The 20,513-nt window shown below is 61.9% G+C and carries 17 protein-coding genes and 3 pseudogenes; 10 read left to right on the forward strand and 10 right to left on the reverse strand.

The genetic code is table 11. From position 1 onward, the window contains the following. Positions 1 to 3: 3 nt before the first annotated feature. The 6 genes and pseudogenes from AC1DDA_RS25730 to AC1DDA_RS25755 form a co-directional block, all read right to left on the reverse strand. The gene (locus AC1DDA_RS25730) at positions 4 to 2,349 is read right to left on the reverse strand and encodes a MobA/MobL family protein (protein WP_476797887.1); all 2,346 of its coding nucleotides are present in this window, start codon (positions 2,347 to 2,349) and stop codon (positions 4 to 6) included. Between the two features lie 2,119 nt (positions 2,350 to 4,468). Next, the gene (locus AC1DDA_RS25735) at positions 4,469 to 4,666 is read right to left on the reverse strand and encodes a hypothetical protein (protein ID WP_476797888.1); all 198 of its coding nucleotides are present in this window, start codon (positions 4,664 to 4,666) and stop codon (positions 4,469 to 4,471) included. Between the two features lie 291 nt (positions 4,667 to 4,957). Then, positions 4,958 to 5,728, reverse strand: coding sequence for an RES family NAD+ phosphorylase (locus tag AC1DDA_RS25740; RefSeq protein ID WP_476797889.1), 771 nt, complete (start codon positions 5,726 to 5,728; stop codon positions 4,958 to 4,960). After that, a complete protein-coding gene (locus AC1DDA_RS25745) occupies positions 5,688 to 6,068 on the reverse strand; it encodes an MbcA/ParS/Xre antitoxin family protein (protein WP_441514458.1) in 381 nt (126 codons plus the stop codon). Before AC1DDA_RS25745 ends, AC1DDA_RS25740 begins: the two co-directional genes overlap by 41 nt. Before the next feature lie 79 nt (positions 6,069 to 6,147). Continuing rightward, a complete protein-coding gene (locus AC1DDA_RS25750; protein WP_476797890.1) occupies positions 6,148 to 6,270 on the reverse strand; it encodes a hypothetical protein in 123 nt (40 codons plus the stop codon). Between the two features lie 467 nt (positions 6,271 to 6,737). Beyond that, positions 6,738 to 7,625, reverse strand: a pseudogene (locus AC1DDA_RS25755) (metallophosphoesterase family protein); the annotation flags it as partial. A 330-nt stretch (positions 7,626 to 7,955) separates the two neighbouring features. Between AC1DDA_RS25755 and AC1DDA_RS25760 the strand changes: the two are divergent. Continuing rightward, positions 7,956 to 8,366 (forward strand): Ros/MucR family transcriptional regulator, encoded by a 411-nt coding sequence (locus AC1DDA_RS25760; RefSeq protein ID WP_476797891.1) that lies wholly within the window; start codon positions 7,956 to 7,958, stop codon positions 8,364 to 8,366. Between the two features lie 33 nt (positions 8,367 to 8,399). Here the strand turns inward: AC1DDA_RS25760 and AC1DDA_RS25765 are convergent, their stop codons facing one another. After that, a complete protein-coding gene (locus tag AC1DDA_RS25765; protein WP_476797892.1) occupies positions 8,400 to 8,684 on the reverse strand; it encodes a type II toxin-antitoxin system VapB family antitoxin in 285 nt (94 codons plus the stop codon). A gap of 127 nt (positions 8,685 to 8,811) precedes the next feature. On the opposite strand from AC1DDA_RS25765, the pseudogene AC1DDA_RS25770 reads away from it, so the two are divergent. The 3 genes and pseudogenes from AC1DDA_RS25770 (at position 8,812) to AC1DDA_RS25780 (ending at position 12,407) form a co-directional block, all read left to right on the forward strand. Then, a pseudogene (locus AC1DDA_RS25770) lies at positions 8,812 to 9,803 on the forward strand (3'-5' exonuclease). Between the two features lie 319 nt (positions 9,804 to 10,122). Continuing rightward, entirely contained in the window at positions 10,123 to 12,192 is a 2,070-nt protein-coding gene (locus AC1DDA_RS25775) for an ATP-dependent helicase (RefSeq protein WP_476797893.1), read from the forward strand. Then, positions 12,183 to 12,407, forward strand: coding sequence for a hypothetical protein (locus AC1DDA_RS25780; RefSeq protein ID WP_476797894.1), 225 nt, complete (start codon positions 12,183 to 12,185; stop codon positions 12,405 to 12,407). Before AC1DDA_RS25775 ends, AC1DDA_RS25780 begins: the two co-directional genes overlap by 10 nt. A 407-nt stretch (positions 12,408 to 12,814) precedes the next feature. Here AC1DDA_RS25780 and AC1DDA_RS25785 read toward each other — a convergent pair whose 3' ends face one another. After that, a complete protein-coding gene (locus tag AC1DDA_RS25785) occupies positions 12,815 to 13,444 on the reverse strand; it encodes a DUF2239 family protein (RefSeq protein ID WP_476797895.1) in 630 nt (209 codons plus the stop codon). Between the two features lie 122 nt (positions 13,445 to 13,566). Between AC1DDA_RS25785 and AC1DDA_RS25790 the strand changes: the two genes are divergently transcribed. The 3 genes from AC1DDA_RS25790 to AC1DDA_RS25800 are packed head-to-tail and all read left to right on the forward strand — an operon-like array spanning position 13,567 to position 14,832. Further along, positions 13,567 to 13,902, forward strand: a complete 336-nt coding sequence (locus tag AC1DDA_RS25790; RefSeq protein WP_476797896.1) for a GIY-YIG nuclease family protein — start codon at positions 13,567 to 13,569, stop codon at positions 13,900 to 13,902. A 19-nt stretch (positions 13,903 to 13,921) separates the two neighbouring features. After that, complete coding sequence (locus tag AC1DDA_RS25795) at positions 13,922 to 14,401, forward strand: alpha/beta fold hydrolase (protein ID WP_476797897.1); 480 nt, start codon at positions 13,922 to 13,924, stop codon at positions 14,399 to 14,401. Next, on the forward strand, positions 14,392 to 14,832 hold the full coding sequence (locus AC1DDA_RS25800) for an alpha/beta fold hydrolase (protein WP_476797898.1): 441 nt from the start codon (positions 14,392 to 14,394) through the stop codon (positions 14,830 to 14,832). Before AC1DDA_RS25795 ends, AC1DDA_RS25800 begins: the two co-directional genes overlap by 10 nt. A 1,087-nt stretch (positions 14,833 to 15,919) precedes the next feature. Here the strand turns inward: AC1DDA_RS25800 and bla are convergent. After that, positions 15,920 to 16,816 carry a class A beta-lactamase gene (bla, locus tag AC1DDA_RS25805; protein WP_476797899.1) on the reverse strand — a complete coding sequence of 299 codons (897 nt, stop codon included), beginning with the start codon at positions 16,814 to 16,816 and terminating at the stop codon, positions 15,920 to 15,922. Positions 16,817 to 16,916: 100 nt separating this feature from the next. Between bla and AC1DDA_RS25810 the strand changes: the two genes are divergently transcribed. The 3 genes and pseudogenes from AC1DDA_RS25810 (at position 16,917) to AC1DDA_RS25820 (ending at position 19,053) form a co-directional block, all read left to right on the forward strand. Beyond that, positions 16,917 to 17,780 carry a LysR family transcriptional regulator gene (locus AC1DDA_RS25810; RefSeq protein WP_476797900.1) on the forward strand — a complete coding sequence of 288 codons (864 nt, stop codon included), beginning with the start codon at positions 16,917 to 16,919 and terminating at the stop codon, positions 17,778 to 17,780. Positions 17,781 to 18,003: 223 nt separating this feature from the next. Continuing rightward, positions 18,004 to 18,622 (forward strand): annotated as a pseudogene (locus AC1DDA_RS25815) (alpha/beta hydrolase family protein); the annotation flags it as partial. A 74-nt stretch (positions 18,623 to 18,696) separates the two neighbouring features. Then, on the forward strand, positions 18,697 to 19,053 hold the full coding sequence (locus tag AC1DDA_RS25820; RefSeq protein WP_476797901.1) for a DUF2200 domain-containing protein: 357 nt from the start codon (positions 18,697 to 18,699) through the stop codon (positions 19,051 to 19,053). A 200-nt stretch (positions 19,054 to 19,253) separates the two neighbouring features. On the opposite strand, the gene AC1DDA_RS25825 is transcribed toward AC1DDA_RS25820, so the two are convergent. Further along, the gene (locus AC1DDA_RS25825; RefSeq protein WP_476797902.1) at positions 19,254 to 20,495 is read right to left on the reverse strand and encodes an MFS transporter; all 1,242 of its coding nucleotides are present in this window, start codon (positions 20,493 to 20,495) and stop codon (positions 19,254 to 19,256) included. Positions 20,496 to 20,513 lie beyond the last annotated feature (18 nt).

Below are 20,513 nucleotides of genomic sequence, written 5' to 3' on the forward strand. Positions count from 1 at the left end.
TCGCTAGCGCTCCGGACCTCCGCGTCCGCGTTGACGGGCGATCGCCAGTCTCTTCTGCAGTTGCGCGATACGCTCTGCCTCCTTCTTGCGCCGCTCATCATCGGTGAGCGGCTTCGGCCTCGCCGGATTTGATGCCACGGGCGTTCCGGGCTGAGGCTCTTTTGCAAGCGGGCGCGGTTCGATCGCGGCCGACATTGGCGCTTCCAAAGGCTTAGGCGGCTTGATGGCATCTGGCGAAGTATTGGGCTGGGTTGCCGCACGCTCGGCGGCGAGTGCCTTCGCTGTATTGCGGACCCTGCTTAGACGATCGACGGAGTGATTTCCCATGCCGGCTCGACCGGCCTGCGACGCCGACTGGCCGCCGGCGACCGCAGCCCCCTGCTTCGCCTTAAACGCGGGAACGAGGATGGCGGGTTCTGCCATGAGACGCTCGGTCATCCCGCGCATCGCCTTGTTCAACGCCGCGTAGTTTTCCGCGCGAATTGTGACGTCGTCGAGTTTCTTCGCCTTAACGACCAGTCCCTCGGCCTTCTGAATTTCAGAGAGGAGAAGCCGGATGCGATTGTCGACAGCCTCGACAGTCTTCCTCATCTCGCCGGCGATGGCGATAGCGGCATCATCGGCGTCGTCCCGTGCCTTCTTGGACTTGAGGCGTGAACGCGACTCAAGTTTCGCCGACACATGCGAGATGGCATTGCGCTCATTGACGAGCTCGGCCTTGCGCGCCGAGAGACGGACGATTTCCTTAGCGGATTTACTTGCAATGAGCGCCTCGGCCGTTTGACGACCATGCTGTGGTCCCAAGGCCCTTTCGAGCCAGGCTCGGCGATAGGCTTCATAGGAAGCATCCGCTTTTGCTATCGCTGCAACGGATTGCAGATTGGTCGCCCATTGCTGGTTGGCTAGCTTCATGCCCTGTGCCGTTTCCAAGCCTTTCCGCTCGCGCGCATAGGAGGCCGGATCAACGCGATCTCGTGCCTTCTCGGCCACGCCCATCTCCACATACGTACGTGGGTCTAGGCGTTTCTCGGCACCAGCGGCAGCCAAATGCTCATTCGCGAGTTTGGCGAATCGCGCGCGCTCCGTCCGGATCCATGTCTTTTCCTGGCCAATTGCGAGGAGCTTCGGCTGTAGGAATGGCCGGTTGGAACGGCTTTGCCGCCGCGCGGTCTTAAAATGCTTCAAATAGGCGAAGTCCCAGATCAACTCGCCGGAGCCGGGCTTCTCGGGATGCTCGATCTTCTTGGCGGGCCGGTCGTAGAGATTGATGTGCACATGATAGTTCCGGCTATCGTTGTGCTTGTTCGGAGCGTGGATGGCGGCCCAATAGGGGAGGGCGAGATCCTCGTAGGGCCGGCAGAATGCCTTCGCTAGCGACAGTCGCTGGGAGGCGGTCAATTCGTGCGGAAACTCGATCACGAGGCGCGTCTGGACCCGGCCGCCGCGACCTACCAGGAAAGCGATTGGCGCGTCTGGTAGATCATCGACGCTCTGCTCGGCCGAGATCCTGGTGAAGCCTGCTTTCTGGAATATCTCGATGAGCTTGAGACCTTCAGCTTCCGTGACGCTCTCCGAGACCGCCTGGTTTGTGGCCAGTGCCACCGAGAGAGTTGAAGACAATGGGGACGAAGTCCGGGCCATCTCCCGGATATTGGCCCAGACGGCAGGGCCCCTCTCGGGATCCAGGATCACCTTGGTCTTGCGGGGCGCGTCTTCGGCATTATCGACCGCTTCCCAGAAGGCATCACGCTCCTCCCTGGTCGTGCCAATGTTGCCGAAGGAAGAGATTTCCACGCCATCGCGGGCGACCTGTTCTAGCTTGGAGGGTTCGTCGATGCATCCCAGCACTTCTTTCGACGGAATAACCTCTACGACGTCCTCGCGGTCGATGTAGCGCTGGTGTTTCCTCCCACCACTGAGAGCTGACGCGACGCTTTTTCGCCCCTTCAACACATCAACCAACTCACCTCCCTTCGAGAAAGTCGTGACCGAAAAATGGAAGGAGACAGCCCCGTTTTGGCCTTGCGGTCTGCTGGTCTGCCTATGTGCCTTTTGGCCGTGGAGACCGCTCGCGGTCCGAATACCGGGTCTGGCCAGAACTCGGGCGATGTCGCCAAGTCCAACACCACCTCGGGACACGTCCTTCATGCGACGCAGGGCCTGCCGTTCAATAGAGTTGACCCGATGGAGGGCACCAGCAGCCGCACGCTCTCCTTCCTCGGTCTCCCGTTTGTGATCGGCCTCGATTTCTCGCTGTGCCCGTCGATTGTCCTTTCGCGCCCGCAACTTCGCGGCGCGCTCATMGGCTGCAGTACGCTTCCTGGCGGCAATGTCGTCGAGATCAATCATACAAAGGCGTGAAAGCGAATCCGGGATTGCGGCACCACAATTAAAGCTCGAAGCCCACCGGCTTCCAAAGCCGCCGTGGTTCTGCGCGCTTCCGCATGCGCTCATGATTAAGAACTAACTAAGGGCGACCGCCCGCGGATCTTCATCGCCGCCTCGGTCAGCTATCGCAATCTCGACGGCGCACCGTACCCCACGATGAGAGGCACTGCGACCAGATCGATGAGATCGTCGAGGGTCGAAAGCCCAGCGGAATCTCGATCAGGAAACCGCTAAGTTGATCGATGATCAAATGGCAGCCGCCTTCCGCGAGCTGATGCAGATCAAGGCGGACCAGCGCAAGGCGCAGGCGGGTGGGGACACCTTGCACTGACGCAATATCAAACGTGGTGACACGATAGAGGCCTGGAATTTCCGGGCCGTTTTTTTGGGCCGCGACAGGCATTATGCGCGGCCAATTAGGCAACTCGCCACGACAAGGATTTGCCGCGCTGTGGCACCGCCTGGAAGGGCGGCGTGCGGGTGCTCTGGCGCTGGACCAGGGAGATTCTCGAACATCGCAGTGAGCCCGGAAATCTCACCTGACCGGCGGCATATCGGGATGCTTTCTGATCTCCGCACACAGGCCGCCATTGGCGGCCTGTGCGTCCCAACTTTGGGGCGCGCGGAGACAGCACGATTTTTCCTAGGAGCCTTTCGGCGCCGCGGAAAGGGCGTCCGGCTAGTGGCCGGAACGCGACTCAACTGAGCCTTAGATCGCGATTTGCCCGTGGCCGGAAACTTTTTCCGGACCGGTAAAATCGCGGGTCAGCAGGCAAGCTCGATTGGGTCGGGAAAACGGGCTTGTATCAAGTTTTTCCATCCTTCCCACTTCGGGAAGGATTAGCCTCTCAGAGCCCAAAGCCGAAGGCAGTAAAGACTGGAGCCCCGCTCCAGCTTTACGGTATTGGGCCCTATGCTGTTTCTTCCGGAAGTTCAGCCTATCAGCGGACCTCGGAAAAAGGCGACCCCCGAAATTCGGAGTTTGGGGGTCGCCGTGGTCAAATCGAGGGATATAAAGAGGTGCGAATTGAAGCGCGAATCATGGGTTGGAAAAGGGCGACCCCCGAAACGCGGAGTTTGGGGGTCGCCCTCGTGAATCAGCGCTGAATCGGGAGCACCGTTGACCGCTGATAGAGAGCTCGGAAAGGCGACGCCCAAAATGCGGAGTTTGGGGGTCGCCCCGAAAGCCCCTCGTCGTCGGGCATGAATCCGTAGCGCTGAATCAGCGGTGAATCGCAGCGGACAGGCAAACGGATCGATGCATGTGAGGGGCAGCCGTCAGGCTCTTGCGGCAGGGTGGATCGGTAGCCCTGGCGCCGCGTCAGCGACCTCGTTGAATCGGAAAGTCGAGGTGCCGGGAGGCAGATGATGGCGACCGTATCGGTCGACTGCGGGGCGACCATGAATCAGGCGGCCCGGCGGCTTGCCGCTCAAGCCCATGGTTGCGCGTGCGCAAGGTCTGCGGATGGGGATTGGCCAATCGGCCATAAGAAAACCCCGCGCGAAACGGGCGAGGTCGGGCCTGCACATCGGTCTAAGGTCAGGGCTGCGCGATGCTGACGGTGATGGCGAGCGCGCCTCCGAGGCTTAATCGGATCTCGACCCGGCCTCACGCGCTAACCGATTTTCGAGGGGCGTAATCGGCTTTCGACGCGCGACCTCGCTGCGAGGGACTCGGACCTCACCACCTCTCTACCCTTGCAGATTCATCCGCTCCGCCTGGGATTGTACTCCTGACCTTTTTGCCCTCTTCGCCCTAACCGACTTTCTCGACGCCCCTGCAATGCCCGATCGACCACTGGGATTGTGGGATCGGACAAAAGAAATTCCCCGCCAACGGGCGGGGCCGCGATCTTAGTCTGGTTCGATCTTGGCCGGGCTTCCGCGCGCGCACGTCGCGGCGTCGCATATCTGCGCGACGCCAATTTCGCCGAAATAGTCGATGTCTTGGCTGGTGAATAGACTTGGGTACGGAGGTACGGGGCTCGATGGCGGTAGAACCATGGCCACAGGTTCGTCGGCGGTCAGGTACGATCCGATAGGGTAACTTCCGTAGGCCCGAGGGCTGGTGCGTCGGACGTCAAGATTTGCGGAAGGGTACTCGCCGCCGCCCGATCCGCATTTGTGACGGATCAAATGCTGAGAACATGCCATTACGGCGTTCCAGCTCAGCGCGCGCCATGGGGTCCGAGGCGAGGCGCGCGTCATCCTCGGCCCGGGCAAGCTGCTTGGCTCGCTGGAGCTCGTAGTAGTCGAAGGATGCGATTTGCGAAGCCATTGGAGTGTCTCTGTGCCTCGTCTTTTTACGCCGTTACTCCGATTACATCAACAGGAGCCGATTTGGTTCCTGGTAAGATTGAGCGGCATGGTCCTGACGAATGGGTGAGATTTGCGATCAGATGAGTGCAAGCTGCGATCCATGATCGAGGCGAAGCCGGCGTTGAGCTGATAGTCCATGGCTTCCTGGAAACCGTCGTCGCCACAGACGTGGGGCATCGTCCTGTTCCTTCCGAGGATTCGGAGTTGATCGTCCTCGATCGACCCTTCCGCTCCGAAGGGGAAGTCTTTCCTAACCCCGATCCCAGTTCAGCCTGGCAATGCGGGGGTCCGCGGCGAAGGCGTCCCGCCCAAATTCGAGCGCCTGCTGCGGGAATTCGCAGAGAGCGCGAACGCCGGACGCGCTGAGACGCATGCGCCAGGTTTGTCGTTCAACAGGGGCTGGCTTTGCGAACGCGCGACAGAGCAGTATCGCGAGATTACTACCTTTTGCAGGATCGCGAACCGACTGGTAGCGGATCACATCGGAATCGGCATTCCGGGCCGCATCCGCGAACGCCTGACAGCCCTCATAGACGATCAGATCAGTCCAAATGGCTGCGTCCTTGGAAAGCGGCTCCTGAGTAAGATCGAGGACGGACGGGGTTGCGACAGCAGCCGAAAAGGCCGTGTACTCGGCGGCGTTGGACGGCCAGGCCGTCTCGGGAGATTCGGAGAAGAATAGCAGCCGGTAAAACGCCATTTCAGCGATCGCCGTCGTCGCTTGCTCGCCTGCGTAGTAGACGCCGGCGGTCCGCCCGGCGCGCCGGAAGCGCGATCCGTGGGGATAGAGCGCGCCGTACCGGAAGGGCGTCGCGAGAAGGAAGTCGAGGTGACGGCATTCCGCCGGAACGGGTGGCTTCGACTCCTCCATCAGGTCTTCGAGCAGAGCTTGCTCGGCGAGGGTGTCGGTGAGCTTTAGAGTAGAGACGCGGTGCTGGGCCTCAACGAGGCGCCAGCACGAACCCTCGAAGGGCTGAAGCTCAGACGAGAGCGCGACGCGCGTCCAGGTAGGCGATGACATCGACAAGTCCACTCACGGTCTGAAGCTTCTCGATTGGTCGCGCATCGAGAGCGGTATTGGGATTGGAAAGCCAGCTGGTCGCGATCTGATCGTCGCCTCCGACAATCGCATCGAGGGACCGAAAAAGCCGAACGAACAGGATGGCGAGCTCAAACGGCTTGGTGCCAGGCTCCAGGCCAAAGGCACCGCGCTTCATGCGTGAGACAGTGGCCTCGCTGATGCCTATGATCGCCGCGAGGGTTCGGGCCGTGATCTGAAGCTGCTCGGCCGCGCGGATCGTAGCCTTCGTGATGACCGCGCCGGCCTCGGGGCGGGAAGCGTGACCGGGAAGAGTAGGCATATCATATCCTTTCCTGTGAAAGAATAACATAGAACAATTCCCTTTGAAAGATGTCCGCATCCTGTTTATTCCTGGCGGCTCACGGGCGCCGCGGATCAACACCGCTGCGAGCTTTGAGCACGGCGAGTATTTCGCCGGCCAGCACGCGCCTTGAGGCGATGACGGGGTCTGCTTCGATGCCTTCCGCGATGTAATCGACCACGTCGAGATGGCAGGGCTTCGGCGCGCAGCCCCCTAGCGAGGAGCCGGTGTCACTGCCGCAGCGAAAGCGACAGTCGGCAGGCAGACATTGACCAGAACCTGCTCGTCGGGGCTCGCTGCCGACTGGATCTCGCGCTGCAATTCCTTGAGCTCGCCCTTCACGAAGGCGTTGACGAGGCCAACCGTCAGCGCAGCGGCAACCGGGCCGCCGTCGGCGACCTTCAGCTTGCTGAGCAAGGGCACCGTCGCATCGGCTCCGAGCTTCGCAACCAACGTGGTGCAGCACTGGTAGTTGTCCGTGATGACCTGCCAGCGCGGATCAAAAATCTCGAAGCTGTTCTGGCGATAGTCCGCTTCGGCGAACGAAGCCTTGGTGATCGAGCACGCCTGGAGGAGCCGAGCCTTGTCTCTCATCGTTGCGATGAGCTCCTTCGTCTGCCGGGAAAGGCCGCTGATCTGCGGCAGCGACTGGGCGCCAAGTCTGCGGCCGATGGCCCGCATAGCTTCTGACCAGTCCTCGATCCCGGACAGATCTACCGAAACACGCTCGAACTGAGCGGTACTCGTGCGGTGCTGTGCTATGGCGATCGCACCATCGTCGCCAATCGTAACCAGAGTGACGGATTTGGCGCCGCTCTCATTGATGTCCCGGCCCTGCGGGATGCCGGGCATGACGATCGCGGGCTTATCGAGGTGGACCTGGCGCTTGTGGACATGCCCGAGCGCCCAATAGTCGAAGCCTGCACTGGCTAGGTCCGCTGCGCTGCACGGGGCATAACGGTCATGACCTTCGGCGCCAGCAAGGCTCGTGTGCAGCAGCGCGATATTAATCGCGCCTTAGACCGGCGGCTTGAACTTCGGTAGCAGGCTTTCCGGCGCGTGCGGCTTCGGGAAGCTGATCCCGTGGACAACGACGTCTCGGCAACCGTTGTGGCCGGGCAGGGGAATGGCGGCAGCGGAACCTTTGAAAAACGTGACGCTCTCGGGAAAGACAAGCTCCTTGGTGATCCGCGACACGGCGTCATGGTTGCCGCGGATGCCGAAAGTCCGAATGCCGGCTTCGTCGAGCCGCCGAAGCTGCGCGGCAATGAAGCCTGCGGTCTTCATGGAGGTCTGGTCGCCGTCATAGAGGTCGCCCGCGATCAGCAGGGCATCGACCTTCTCGTCGAGGCACAGCTCAATCGTCGCGACGAAAGCCCTTCGTGTCGCGCTTGCGACCAAGTCCACGAGCTCAGGATTGCGCAACGCCAGCGACTTCAGCGGGGCGTCGATGTGCAGATCCGCGCAATGAACGAACCGAAAACTGGAAATGGCGCTCAGGCCCCCGACCTTATGTAAATTCCCGACCGACAGCATAATCGGGGGGTGGCGTGATCCGATAGAAACGCCCTCTGGCTTGTCCGCAACAAAATCATCGCGTTCGGCCATTCGCGAGGGCGCTACCACCTATAGCGCGCGGACAGCCGCAACTTGGCAAGATGAAATTGGGGTTCTGCCTAGGGCGATTGAGCTGTTGAGAGGCGGAGCTCCCCAAATTGCAGTCGTCACCCGTCGTCCTGGAAACTGACAATTTGAATAAACAGCAATTTCCTCACGCACGTCCATTTGACTAGATCGGCTTGGCAAAATAACCACGCCAGCTCGAGGCAAATTTATTGCTGCGCATAGGCGCGGCCGGAGATTGCAATGTCAGAAGCCAATGCCGAAATCATCGATCTCGTCGCCCACATCGTTTCGGCTTATGTCTCGAACAATAGCGTACCGGCAGCGGACCTTCCCGCGCTGATCGCCACCACGCATTCGGCGATTGTAGGCTTGGGCCAGGAGCCAGTGGCGGCCGCGCCAGTAGAGAAGCCGGCCCCGGCAGTTTCGATCAAGAAGTCGATCACATCCGACTTCCTGATCTGTCTAGAGGACGGAAAGAAGTTCAAGTCACTCAAGCGACACCTTCGGACGGCCTACAACATGACGCCGGAAGAGTACCGCTCGAAGTGGGGTCTGCCCAACGACTATCCGATGGTGGCGCCAGCCTATGCCGAGGCCCGTTCGAAGCTCGCGAAGACGATGGGCCTCGGTCAGCAGCGCCGGAAGCGCTGAGACGTTTTTCGATCAATAGCGCAATATGCCCGGTCACACTTCCAGCGGCTGGGCGCTGCCCACGTGTCGACGAATCGCATCAGTCCTCGCCCCACACCTCATCGATTTCGGGCTTATGATCGCCGGGCGCAAACGGCCCGCCGACTGCGCCATCGCGAGGGATTTAGCAAGCCAATCGCGCATCGGCAGACCGCTTTTTCGACGGGCAATTTCGTGCTCGAGGGCGGCTTTATCGGCCTCTATCTCGGAAGTCCTGGTAAGGCCGACCAGTTTCGCGATCAGCTTATCGACCTCAGGATCGTTGATATAAGATGGCATGGAGCAGGTCCTTTCGAGGACAATGATATCCTCGTTTCCACCCGGTCGCCCGCGCGAAGCGTTGCGCCTCGGCCGCACTTGAAGCCACCGGAGGCTCGCGAGCACCCGCGATGACGAAGGCCGCCAAATGAAGATTGCCTCTACCCAGTTTGACCTGTTCGATGATGCGCCGGGTTACCGGCAGACGCCTAGATCCGCACCGCGCAAGCGAAAGTCGGAAGCTCCACCAGCCCCGCCCGACTGGAAGGATGAGGAGGCCGCGCAACGGCTGGAGCAGGGCGGGCGCTATAGAATCCTGCGCAAGCTCGTGCCGCCTCCGATCATCCCTCGAGCGGAGAGCGCATTTCCGAACCTTGCGGTTCTGGTGGATACAGAGACGACCGGGCTCAATCACGCCAAGGACGAGATCATCGAAATTGGTGCCGTCGCTTTCACCTATGACGACGAGGGAGCGATCGGCGATGTCGTCGGCATCTACAGTGGGCTGCGTCAGCCATCGGGCCCGATCCCGGCAGAAATCACACGGCTGACCGGCATCACGGACGATATGGTCGCGGGTCGCGAGATCGATGTTGCAGCGCTAGACGCGCTGATCGAGCCCGCGGATCTCGTCATCGCCCATAACGCCGCATTCGATCGCCCGTTCTGCGAAAAGCTCTCTCCGACCTTCGCGTCGAAAGCCTGGGCCTGTTCGGTCAGAGAGATCCCTTGGGCGGATCTTGGCTTCGAGGGAAACAAGCTTGGATATCTCGTCGGCCAGTCCGGCTTGTTCCATGAGGGCCACCGCGCGACGGATGACTGCAACGCATTGTTGGAAGTCCTGGCGAGGCCGGTGGGAGAGGGTGGGTCCCGACCCTTTCTCGAGCTCTTGCGATCGAGCGAGCGCAGCCGCGTGTGCATTTACGCTGAGAACGCACCTTTCGACATGAAGGATCATCTGAAGGGCAGGGGATATCGCTGGTCCGACGGCAGCGACGGCAAGCCGCGAGCCTGGTGGATCGAGATCGATGACGAGCTCCAGGGGGGGAGTTTCGCTATCTCCGTACCGAAATCTATTGCTGGGAGGATGCGGAGCCACTGACGATCCGGCTTACTGCCTTTGATCGTTATCGCGCGTAGCCAGCGCTCGTGGTTGGCGGTGCGGGGGAGAATCTCCCTCGGGAGCTTGACTCCCCGGCTGCGATCGTTCTCATAATGTTCTCATTCTCGAGGACGCATCCATGCCGCCAGTCGTGCCAAAACAGGCGCCTGCTCCAATTCCTATGGAGCTTCAGATCGATACCGTTTTGGCGGAGTTTCACGGTGACGCTCCGGCGGCAATCGGGGCCTTGCTTCATAACCGCGATGAGCTCCTGAGGGACGCGGATCGGGCGGCTTCGCTTGGCTTCCTACGCGGCCGGTTTTCGGAAGGGACACGGCCGGTGTCGGAGCCGAAGGCATGAACGCCATCGCCCCGATCAGCTATCTTGATGCGCTCAATCCGGCTCAGCGCCGCGCTGTGATCCATGGCGTTGGCACATTGGCCGCAGCGCCCTTGCTTGTCATCGCAGGCGCAGGATCGGGCAAGACTAACACGCTCGCGCACCGGGTCGCCCATCTTATGGTCAGCGGCGCCGATCCCCGACGGATCCTGCTGATGACGTTTTCGCGCCGCGCGGCTTCCGAGATGGCGAAGCGCGTTGAGCGGATCGCGCGCAAGGTGCTGGGTGAGGGAGCAGGCGTCCTCGCCGACGCCCTGACTTGGGCCGGCACCTTCCACGGTATCGGAGCGCGGCTGCTGCGCGAATACGCCGAGCAGCTTGGTCTCAATCCGGCTTTCACGATCCATGATCGGGAAGACTCGGCCGACCAGATGAACCTGGTCCGGCACGAGCTCGGCTTCTCCAAGACGCAGTCGCGGTTTCCGACGAAAGGCACCTGTCTGGCGATCTATTCGCGCTGCGTGAACACCGAGCTGCCGATCGAGCAGGTCCTGCGCCTGTCCTATCCATGGTGCGCCACCTGGGCAGCCGAGTTGAAGGAGCTCTTCGCTGCCTATGTCGAAGCCAAGCAGAGCCAGAACGTCCTCGATTACGACGACCTGCTGCTCTACTGGGCGCAGGCGGTGACCGATCCCGATATCGCAGCCGACATAGGCGACCGCTTCGACCACGTCATGGTCGACGAGTACCAGGACACGAACCGCCTGCAGTCTTCGATCCTGCTCGCGCTCAAGCCGGACGGCCGCGGCCTGACGGTCGTCGGCGACGATGCCCAGTCGATCTATTCGTTCCGGGCAGCCACGGTCCGCAACATCCTCGACTTCCCGGCCGCCTTCGTGCCGCCGGCCGAAATCATCACACTCGATCAGAACTATCGCTCGACCAGCGCCATCCTCTCCGCGGCAAATGCCGTCATCGACCTTGCAGCCGAGCGCTTCACCAAGAACCTCTGGACTGATCGCGCAACCGGATCGCCGCCACAGCTCGTTCATGTTCGGGATGAAGCGGATCAAGCTCGCTTCATCGCGGAGAAGGTGCTGGAGAACCGCGAAGGTGGCTCGACGCTGAAGCAGCAAGCGGTGCTGTTTCGCGCCTCCCACCACAGCGGGCCGCTCGAAATCGAGCTCACGCGTCGGAATATCCCGTTCGTCAAATTCGGCGGGCTGAAGTTCCTCGACAGCGCACACATCAAGGATCTGCTGGCGCTGCTGCGCTTCGTCGAGAACCCGCGCGACAAAGTCTCCGGCTTTCGCGTCCTGCAGCTTCTGCCGGGTGTGGGGCCGACGTCAGCCCAGCGTGTCCTTGACCATGTGGCACAGGCTTCAGCGCCTCTCGAGGCACTTGAGAACGCTCCGGCTCCTCCGCGGGCAGGCGACGATTGGGCTTCTTTCGTCTCCGCGATCAGCGAGCTGCGCTCCGGTAAGGCCGGCTGGCCGGCCGAGATTGAATGCGCCCGTCGCTGGTATGAGCCTCACCTGGAGCGCATCCACGAGGATGCCGGCACGCGGCAAGCCGATCTCGTTCAGCTCGAACAGATCGCCGGGGGCTATCCCTCACGCGAGCGCTTCCTGACCGAATTGACGCTCGATCCGCCGGACGCGACCAGCGATCAGGCGGGCGTGCCGCATCTCGACGAGGACTACCTGATCCTGTCGACGATCCATTCGGCCAAGGGCCAGGAATGGAAGTCGGTCTTCGTCATGAACACGGTGGACGGCTGCATCCCGATCGATCTAGGTGCCGGCGCACGGGACGAGATCGAGGAGGAACGGCGGCTACTCTATGTCGCGATGACGCGTGCCAAGGACGACCTGCACCTTGTCGTGCCACAGCGCTTCTTCACGCATGGCCAATCTCCGACCGGCGACCGCCACGTCTATGCCAACCGGACCCGCTTCATTCCGAACGCGCTGCTGGGCCAGTTCGAGCGGACGGCCTGGCCCATCGCGACCGCTGACAGCCAGCGGATACCGTCAGACGGGCCGAAGGTTGATGTCAGGGCGAAGATGCGAGGCATGTGGCGGTGACCGGGCATTGGCCGCATCAGGTCGAGATCAAGCTGGACAAAACGTCTGCGGCTGAGCGGCTGCGCCGTATAGAAGCGTGGTGCGGCGATTGGCAGATTGGCTTCCGCGTTCTCGGCGCAGTGACTGGAGACCTGATCCGCGTGGCTTTTGAAGAAGCACGGTTTGCGCGCGCCTTTCATGCTCATTTCGGCGGCGTCCCTAGCTCCGGTCAATGAACTCGAAATGGCTCTGGCGGTCGATGCCGCTGAAGTTGACTTGTATGACCGGCTTGCAGGCGAATACCCTGATTACGGAGGCCCGGCATCATGGCGGATGTGGTCAGGATCGGATCAGGCGTGCCGCGCGTTCCACTGCGCCGGGCCGGCAGGCCGCGAAAGCCTGAGCGCCAGGGCGCCGGGACCGACCCTCCATATCAGCGACAGCAGACATCATTCACCTGCGGATTGGCGGCCCAGGCGCAGGATGAATGCCATGGGCCTTGCCAGTTGCTAATTAGCTGCATCGAACAAGATTGCTCGTTATGAGATGGACGGCGACGCCCGCAATCGACCCGTCTCGGGCATTGCCGACGTCCGCTCTCGGGCAGAGGCGCCACGCGCACAACGCGCCTTGTCCCTTACTGTCACATCGTCGCTCGAAGGGGATCTGAGCCGGTTGCCAGCTTCAAGGCATGACGTCTCACATCGGGGGGCCAAGCGTTCATGCGGTCGGAAAAGTCCTGTTCCTCGCCCGCGAACAAGGATCGGATCGCACCCTCGTAGCCGGGAAGGTCACCCGCCAACGCGGTCAGAAAGTGGTAGGCGGCTTCTCGCGCGGCCTTGGTTTGGGTCTGGCCGCCATCGGAACGGCGAGCGGCGTCCACGAGGCGCCGCAAAGCCTGTGACGCTCCTCCGGGCTGGGCGGAGAGCCACTCCCAGTGTCGGGGCAGCAGCGTGACCTCCCTGGCGACCACACCGAGTTTCGGTCGCCCGCGCCCGCGAGGCTCTGCGTCGGGGTTCGACGCCATTTGCGCCTTGGCTGCCGTTGCCTCCCGCTTGCCCCGCTCGGTGAGGCGAACCACGATTTCGGCGGTCGTGCCGCGCAGGTCCAGATCCAAAACGGACCCCGTAGCATCGTCGAAGACGAGAATCGACGCATCCAACCGGCGGCCCTCAGCGGCTTTCACCTCCAGAGCGATGTCGATCAGCGCTCCGGCTGCAAGTCGCTCCATGCCAACGAAGGCGGTGCATGGCTTGGACAGGAAATCGGACATATGGCACTCCACAGTTCAATTTAATTACCCGGATTGAAATTGCTTGTCAATATAAAACCCGGGTGTTATTGACCTTGGGGCTGGGTCTGCTAGCTGTCTCCGCCGCAGGAGGCGACTACGTCATGAACCGCGAAGACCGGAAGGCCGCCGTTGCGGCCTATAAGAAGAGAGAAATTCCGACCGGCATCTACGCCGTTCGCTGCAAACCAACCGGCGCGGTCTGGGTGGGGCAAGCTCCCGACTTGTCCACGATCCAGACCCGCCTGTGGTTCACCCTGCGGCTCGGCAACAACACGCATCGTTCGCTCCAAGACGCCTGGCTTGCCCAAGGTGCGGAGGCGTTCACATTCGAGATCCTTGAGCGCCTCGAAGAAGAAGACATCGACTATGTCCGCGAGCGCCTGCTGCAGGATCGCCTGTTGCACTGGGTGAAAACGCTTCAGGCCACCCGGATCTGACAGAGAGACGAGAACGACGATGAAGCTCATGAACTGCAATGGCATCACGCTCGCCTATGACAGCTTCGGCGAGGAGGCGGCGGAAGCAATCCTACTCATCTCCGGCCTCGGGACGCAGATGATCCGCTGGGCAGATCCCTTTTGCGGTGAACTTGCCGCGCTGGGTTATCGCGTCATCCGGTTCGACAATCGAGATGCCGGCTATTCGACCTCCTTCTCCCAGCACGGAGCCGTGGATCTTAATGCTTTAGCGTCCTCCCTCATGGCGGGGCAGCGGCCGCCCGTGCCCTACTTGCTCGCCGACATGGCCGGGGATGCAGTTGGGCTGCTCGATGCACTGTCCATCCCGCAGGCCCATGTTGTTGGACGATCAATGGGCGGGATGATCGCCCAGGTGATGGCGAGCGAGCACCCGTCTCGCGTTCTGTCGCTCACCTCGATCATGTCTGCCACTGGAAACCGGATATGCCCTCGGCGGAGCCCGACGCCATGGCGATGATGACGCGCCCAGCCCCTGACCCCGTTTCGGATGAGGCGGGCTTCCTTGATCACAGCATTTCCTTCGCACGACGCATCGCCGGCGCCGCATATCCGTTCGACGAGGAGGCGTGCCGCGCTCTTCTCCTAGAGGAAGTGCGGCGTGGCCCTTCACCGGGTGGGTTCGGGCGGCAACTCGCCGCCATGGCACTGGCCGGTGACCGCCGTTCGCGGCTGGCAGCGATCAAAGCGCCAACACTCGTCATACATGGGACAGTCGACCCCCTTTTCCCCCCTGCCTGCGGGCAGGACACCGCAGCCTCGATCCCTAATGCCGAACTGATGTTGATCGAGGGGATGGGACATGATCTGCCCGCATTGCTCTTCCGAACCGTGGCCAAGGCCATCGTCCAAACTGCGCGCCGGTCGCGGTCATCGATATCGGCAGCCTAAGAAACCCCAGTACGTCGCGAGAGGGTCGGCGCCCGCTTGCGGGACACCCTTCAGCCCGAACGGTGCCAAACGGCCGGAGGTGGAACGTCTGCTTCCGACCGATACCGTTGAAAAAGTCGGCCTGCGAGGGAGGCTATCAACAGCTGCGATTTTGCGGGCGGGCGCGTTCGTCCTCACGCGGCCCTCATCTGAGGTCCGTTTGGTAGAAGCTTCGCGAGCTTCCTGAGGTTCTGGGCTGCTGCGGCGAGGTGGAACTCGTCTCTGGCGCCGTTCGGTCCGCGGAGTCGTAGCCGGTCGAGCCGAATAGACGCCCTCGAGGATAACGACGGATCGCGGTGAAAGCTCAGACACGCTTGACTGCAACCTGCCGTCAAAAGCTTCCCAGTCGAACGCGCGCCAACTGGCAGCGCGACCCTGCCGCAAGGCGTCCAGCACCGCGCGCTGGCGGGGCCAGTCGATACAGTCGGCAGCGCGTATGGCAGGGGAATCTGATCGCAACCCAGTGCCGCCGGCAAAGAAGTCGTCACCCTCAATGAGTGCCGCTCCCACGTTCTCTGCTAGCAGGGCTGCCAGAGTGGACTTGCCCACGCCGCTGCGTCCGTCGAGCGCCATCACATAGGGCCCATCCGCCTTGGCCGCATGCAAGTGGATCTGACGAGCGAATGTGTTGGTATCAGGGAAATGCATCAGCGTCTGGCTTCCTGGTAAGTCCGGCGCGATACGCCTAGGATGGAGAAGCTGCTGTCCCGCCATGCCGGTCAGCGTTCCCGTGCAACTCTGCGCGCAGGGCCCTTTCCTCCTTTAGTTAAAATCAACCCAGCTATTCTGCGGCGGGATCAATCTCCGCGAGGAACCATTCGCGTCTGGCACGGGCTTCCGGTCGCGATCTGAGGCGTGAAAGCCATTAGGCATCGGTGGTACCTCCAATTATAGCGGTTGTCGCAGCGTGATCCATGCGCGGGCATCATCGTGGATCACGTTCGACTCGCACCCATCATGCKCTATCATCCACCGACAGCCGTCACGCCGACCACAGTGGTTGCAGTTTGCCACGGAAAATATCGGCGAATGCTGACGACCGGCTCCCCTAGCGAGATGGAAGCCCGAATGCCTTCATGGCTTGACGCGTCGCATCCGCTACGACGGCATCAATGGCGCCCGGTGTTGCGTTTTGTGCGCCCGTGAAGAACACGCAGATCAGGATCGATGGTCCGCTTGGCGGCCAAATGATGCCGATATTGTTGTGCGTCCCCCGCGCGCCCGTGCCGGTCTTGTGGCCGACGGTGTAGCCGGCGGGGACGCCGGCCTTGATCCGGCCTGCCCCGGTGGGGGTCTCGGTGATCCAACGCGTAAGCAACTGCAGGTGCGCCGCTGAAAGCAAGTTGCCGCGCAAGACGCGGTCGAGGTTGGCCACATATTGCTCGGCCGTCGTGGTATCGCGCATGTCGCCGGGCAAAGCGCTGTTTAGGTCTATTTCCAGTCGATCAACGCGCGTGAGCTGGTCGTCAATGCTACGATACCACTGCTGGAAAGCAGCGAGTCCGCCCATTTCGCGGATCAGAATATTTGCCGCCGGGTTGTCACTAACCTCGACTGTCGCCTTGCACAGCTCTTCCAGCGTGAGCGTTCTGCCGATCGCCGGCTGCGTAACTGGCCCATGCGGCACCATGTCGGCGGCTGTGATCGGGACGGCTCGGTCGAGCCGATCGCGCCCCTGCTGCACAGTCTGCATCACATAGGCTGCGAGAAACAGTTTGAATGTCGAACAGAAAGCGAAGCGCTCGGTTGAGCGCCAGCTGACCCGCTGGCTCTCCCGCGTGGCGAAAAGCCCGAGGCGGCCTCCATGGCGCGCTTCCAGAGACCGAAGATCGAGACTAGCCCCAGGTGCGGCTGCGGCATGCCCGACGCCGACTAGAGCGGCGCCAGCTCCGATCAAGAACGAACGCCGATCCGCCGCAAGGGAATCAATGGTGCGAGTTGTCATGTGCGTTTCTCCAGAGGGAGGCGCAGAGGTAGCGAGGCCGCATGGCCCTAGCCAAATGATCGTTGCTCAGATTTGATATGAATAAAATTGGGGCTTCTGGATGGATGTTTCGAGATTGCCGCTGAACGCCTTGCGCGCCTTTGAGGCATCGGCGCGGCTCGGTAGCCTGACCAAGGCCGGGATGGAGCTGCGCGTCGGCCAGACCGCAATAAGCCATCAGATCAAGCTGCTTGAGAAAGATCTCGGCTTCACACTGTTCGAGCGCTTGCCGCGTGGCATCGCTCTGACCGAGGAGGCCCACGCGCTGCTCCCGGTACTGACGGATGCGCTACGGCGGGTCAGCGACAAGGTGCACCAGCTGTGTACCGGCGGCACGGCCGAGATTCTCACGATCGGCGTGGTCAGCAGCTTCGCCCTCGGGTGGCTTCTGCCGCGCCTGCAGGACTTCAACGCCCGGCACCCGCAGATCGAGGTGCGGATCAAGACAAACAACAACCGTGCCGACACGCTCCTCGACGGCCTCGATCTGTTCATTCGGTTCGGTGACGGTGCCTGGCACGGCACAGAGGCGGTCGAGCTAATGCAAGCCCCGCTCGCTCCGGTCTGCAGCCCTGGCCTCGCGATGTCAGTCCGCACTCCGGCTGACCTGCTGGCGCAGCATCTCCTGCGCTCATACCGCCAGGACGAATGGCCGCTCTGGTTTCTTACCGCGGGACTGACCCCGCCGGTCGCGCGAGGCTGGATTTTCGATAACTCGCTGGCCCTGGTCGAAGCGGCAGCGCAAGGTCTCGGTGTTGCGCTGGTCCCCGCCGCGATGTTCTCGCGTGATATCTCTTCCGGTCGTATTGTACAGCCACTCGACGTCGGTATCGTTACCGGGGCCTACTGGATGACGCGGCTGAGGTCACGGACCGAAACCGGCGCCATGGTCGCCTTTAAAAGGTGGATTGTCGCCGAGCTTTAAGCTGAGCATGGAGACGATCGTTTTCAAAGGCGTGCGCCAACAGTGGACACTGGTGGTCAAACGCGACCGAAGAGCCGGCACTGACCTGAGAGAGCAGGCACGGGCCCGGCCGCAAGCCGAACAGTGCCGAAGGAGTCGCCGCCACTGCTCATTGGGAAGGCTTCGACGCGGGAGATCTGCTGCGGTAAGTTTGCGGCTGACAGCGGCCCAGTGGGACAGCGCAATGTTTCTTTTCGCCGGCCCACCAGGCCGACGTGACGATCCTCCTGGCGCATGGGGCCGGAGCTCCGATGGGCTCGCGATCAATGACGGCGTCCGCAAATGCCTTAGCCGGAGAGGGCTTTCGCGTTGCCCGCTTTGAGTTCGACTATATGGCGGCGCGGCGGACCGCAGTTGGGTGCATGCCGTCGGCCCGCGCTGAAAGCTAAACCCGCGATATATCGCTGCCGTCGACGCGCTCGGCAGGCAGGGAGAGCTTGTTATCGTGGCAACTCGATGGGCGGGCGCGTCGCGAGCATGGTCGCGGACACGTTGTTAGAGAGTGGACGGATTCGTGGCCTTCTTTGCCTCGGTTATCCTTCCATCCGCCCGGCAAGCCGGAGCAATCGCGCACCGGCCACCTTGTCGATCTGAAGACTCCCACCCTCATCGTGCAAGGAGCGCGGGACGAGTTTGGCAGCCGCGAGGAGGTCTTGAGCTATAATCTTTCGCCGCTGATCGACATCCTCTGGCTGGAGGATGGCGATCACGATCTGAAACCCCGCAAGCGAATTTCTGGTTCTTCAGCGGCCGATCATCTCGTGACCATGGCCGACGCAACTCTTACCTGGGCCGGGCGGCTCAAACACCCGGCAGGGTCGCGATATGAAGATGGACACCGGGAAACGCCACGAGCAGCGCCGAGAAAGCGCAAGTGATGACGCAGCACCGCATCTACAGAATGAGCTTTGCCAAGATTTATCCTCTTCTGGTCGCCAAGGCGGAGAGGAAGGGGCGCACGAAGGTGGAGGTCGACCAGATCATCCACTGGCTGACCGGCTACGGCCAAGAGGCACTTGCCTCCCAGCTGACGAAAAACTCGGACTATGAGACCTTTCTCGCCCAGGCGCCGGCACTCAATCCCGCGCGCCTCAGCATAAGGGGAATTGTCTGCGGTGTCCGCGTCGAGGAAATCGCCGAGCCAGTGATGCGGGAAATCCGCTACTTGGACAAGCTCATCGATGAACTCGCCCGAGGGAAGGCGATCGACAAGATCTTATGCCGTCGACCATAGTCGGCGCGCTTGCCGGGGTGGCGCCATTAGGAGATTTTGGAACGTCACCAGGAACCGAACCTGTTCGCGTACAGCGACGCCCTTCAAGGGCGCGCGCTCCGGGTCACCAAATACGCTGCGTTAGGCTGCGAAGGAGTGTTCGGAGGTGCGGCCAAGGCGACCGAATTCCACCGCAGCTCAATCGGGTGGGATGGATTGGCTCATCTGCTCACCCTGCCAGCGGAGGCTCGACGTGCCGCCAGAAACATGACGGCAGCGGCACCGGCGTTTGCGACAGCGCTGACGGCAATGGGTATGACGTAGCTATGGCTGCGATCGTAGATGAAGCCTGCCGCGCCTGGGCCAACGAGCGTGCCTAGGGCAACGCTCGAATAGAGCACCCCGATGATGCGGCCGGCATGACGCGCACCGAACAGATCGGCGACCACTGCTGGCAAAATCGCGACCCACCCTCCGTAGAAGAGACCGAAGATCAACGCGAACAGTATGAGCTGGCTCAAGGAGCCACCAAGGATCCAGGTCGGAAGTGAGGCGGCCATGCCGATATACATGGCGATCAGGAAGCTCTCGCGGCCCATCCTGTCCGCGATGCCGCCGAGGAAGAAGCGGCCGATCGTGCTGCCGATGCCGATGGCACCAAGCAGCCAGACTGCCGCCGAAGCGGGAACACCATGGTCGACCGCGTAGGGCGCGAGATGCACGAACGGTACGAAGACACCAAGCGCGCTCAGGAACGACGCAAGATAGAGCCCCGCAAATCGTCGCGTCCGGATTGCTTGGCCCACGGGCGTATCATTGCCCGCCTGCAGGGAGCCAACGACGATGGTACGTGTGATGCCGTCGGGCTGCAGGCCGCGGCGGCCAGGCTCGTCCTCCATGACGAACGCCGCCGCCAGGCCGACCACGATCGCGAGGACGCCGAGCGTGGTGTAGGCGTTGCGCCAGCCGATGTCCGCGATCAGCCAAAGCGCGAACGGCGGCATCACGAGCGTCCCGACGCCAATGCCGCTGACCGCCAACCCGGATGCGAGACCACGGCGCTCGACGAACCAGCGTTGCACAGCGCCAAGTGTGGGAACATAGGCACAGCCGACGCCGACGCCGATACCGATGCTATAGGCCGCATAGACCTGGAGAATGGTTTGGGCCTGTCCGGCCAGAATGAGGCCGAGGCCGACTAGCGTCATTCCGATTGCGGAAAGCGCCTTCACGCCGAGTCGATCCGCGAGCGGCGCGGAAACGATGCCGAGCGCGAAGTACATAAATCCGGCCAGCGAAAAAACCGCCGACACCGAGCCGCGCGATGCCGCGAACTCGTGCTGGAGCGAGTCTAGGAACGAGCTGAATGTGTACGCGCTCCCGAAGCCGACGAAGGTTATGACGAAGGCTGCGGCGACCACAAGCCAGCCGTAGAAAATCGTCGATGGCCTTTCAAGGTTCATGATTATCCTCTGTTGGCG

Source organism: Allobosea sp. 10N428, from assembly GCF_056394545.1.

Bases quoted from the DNA above. Each gene is read 5' to 3' on its own strand.
- AC1DDA_RS25735 (WP_476797888.1), bottom strand. From the start codon at position 4,666: ATGGCTTCGCAAATCGCATCCTTCGACTACTACGAGCTCCAGCGAGCC.
- AC1DDA_RS25740 (WP_476797889.1), bottom strand. From the start codon at position 5,728: ATGTCATCGCCTACCTGGACGCGCGTCGCGCTCTCGTCTGAGCTTCAG.
- AC1DDA_RS25745 (WP_441514458.1), bottom strand. From the start codon at position 6,068: ATGCCTACTCTTCCCGGTCACGCTTCCCGCCCCGAGGCCGGCGCGGTC.
- AC1DDA_RS25760 (WP_476797891.1), top strand. From the start codon at position 7,956: ATGTCAGAAGCCAATGCCGAAATCATCGATCTCGTCGCCCACATCGTT.
- AC1DDA_RS25765 (WP_476797892.1), bottom strand. From the start codon at position 8,684: ATGCCATCTTATATCAACGATCCTGAGGTCGATAAGCTGATCGCGAAA.
- AC1DDA_RS25775 (WP_476797893.1), top strand. From the start codon at position 10,123: ATGAACGCCATCGCCCCGATCAGCTATCTTGATGCGCTCAATCCGGCT.
- AC1DDA_RS25785 (WP_476797895.1), bottom strand. From the start codon at position 13,444: ATGTCCGATTTCCTGTCCAAGCCATGCACCGCCTTCGTTGGCATGGAG.
- AC1DDA_RS25790 (WP_476797896.1), top strand. From the start codon at position 13,567: ATGAACCGCGAAGACCGGAAGGCCGCCGTTGCGGCCTATAAGAAGAGA.
- AC1DDA_RS25795 (WP_476797897.1), top strand. From the start codon at position 13,922: ATGAAGCTCATGAACTGCAATGGCATCACGCTCGCCTATGACAGCTTC.
- AC1DDA_RS25800 (WP_476797898.1), top strand. From the start codon at position 14,392: ATGGCGATGATGACGCGCCCAGCCCCTGACCCCGTTTCGGATGAGGCG.
- bla (WP_476797899.1), bottom strand. From the start codon at position 16,816: ATGACAACTCGCACCATTGATTCCCTTGCGGCGGATCGGCGTTCGTTC.
- AC1DDA_RS25810 (WP_476797900.1), top strand. From the start codon at position 16,917: ATGGATGTTTCGAGATTGCCGCTGAACGCCTTGCGCGCCTTTGAGGCA.
- AC1DDA_RS25820 (WP_476797901.1), top strand. From the start codon at position 18,697: ATGACGCAGCACCGCATCTACAGAATGAGCTTTGCCAAGATTTATCCT.
- AC1DDA_RS25825 (WP_476797902.1), bottom strand. From the start codon at position 20,495: ATGAACCTTGAAAGGCCATCGACGATTTTCTACGGCTGGCTTGTGGTC.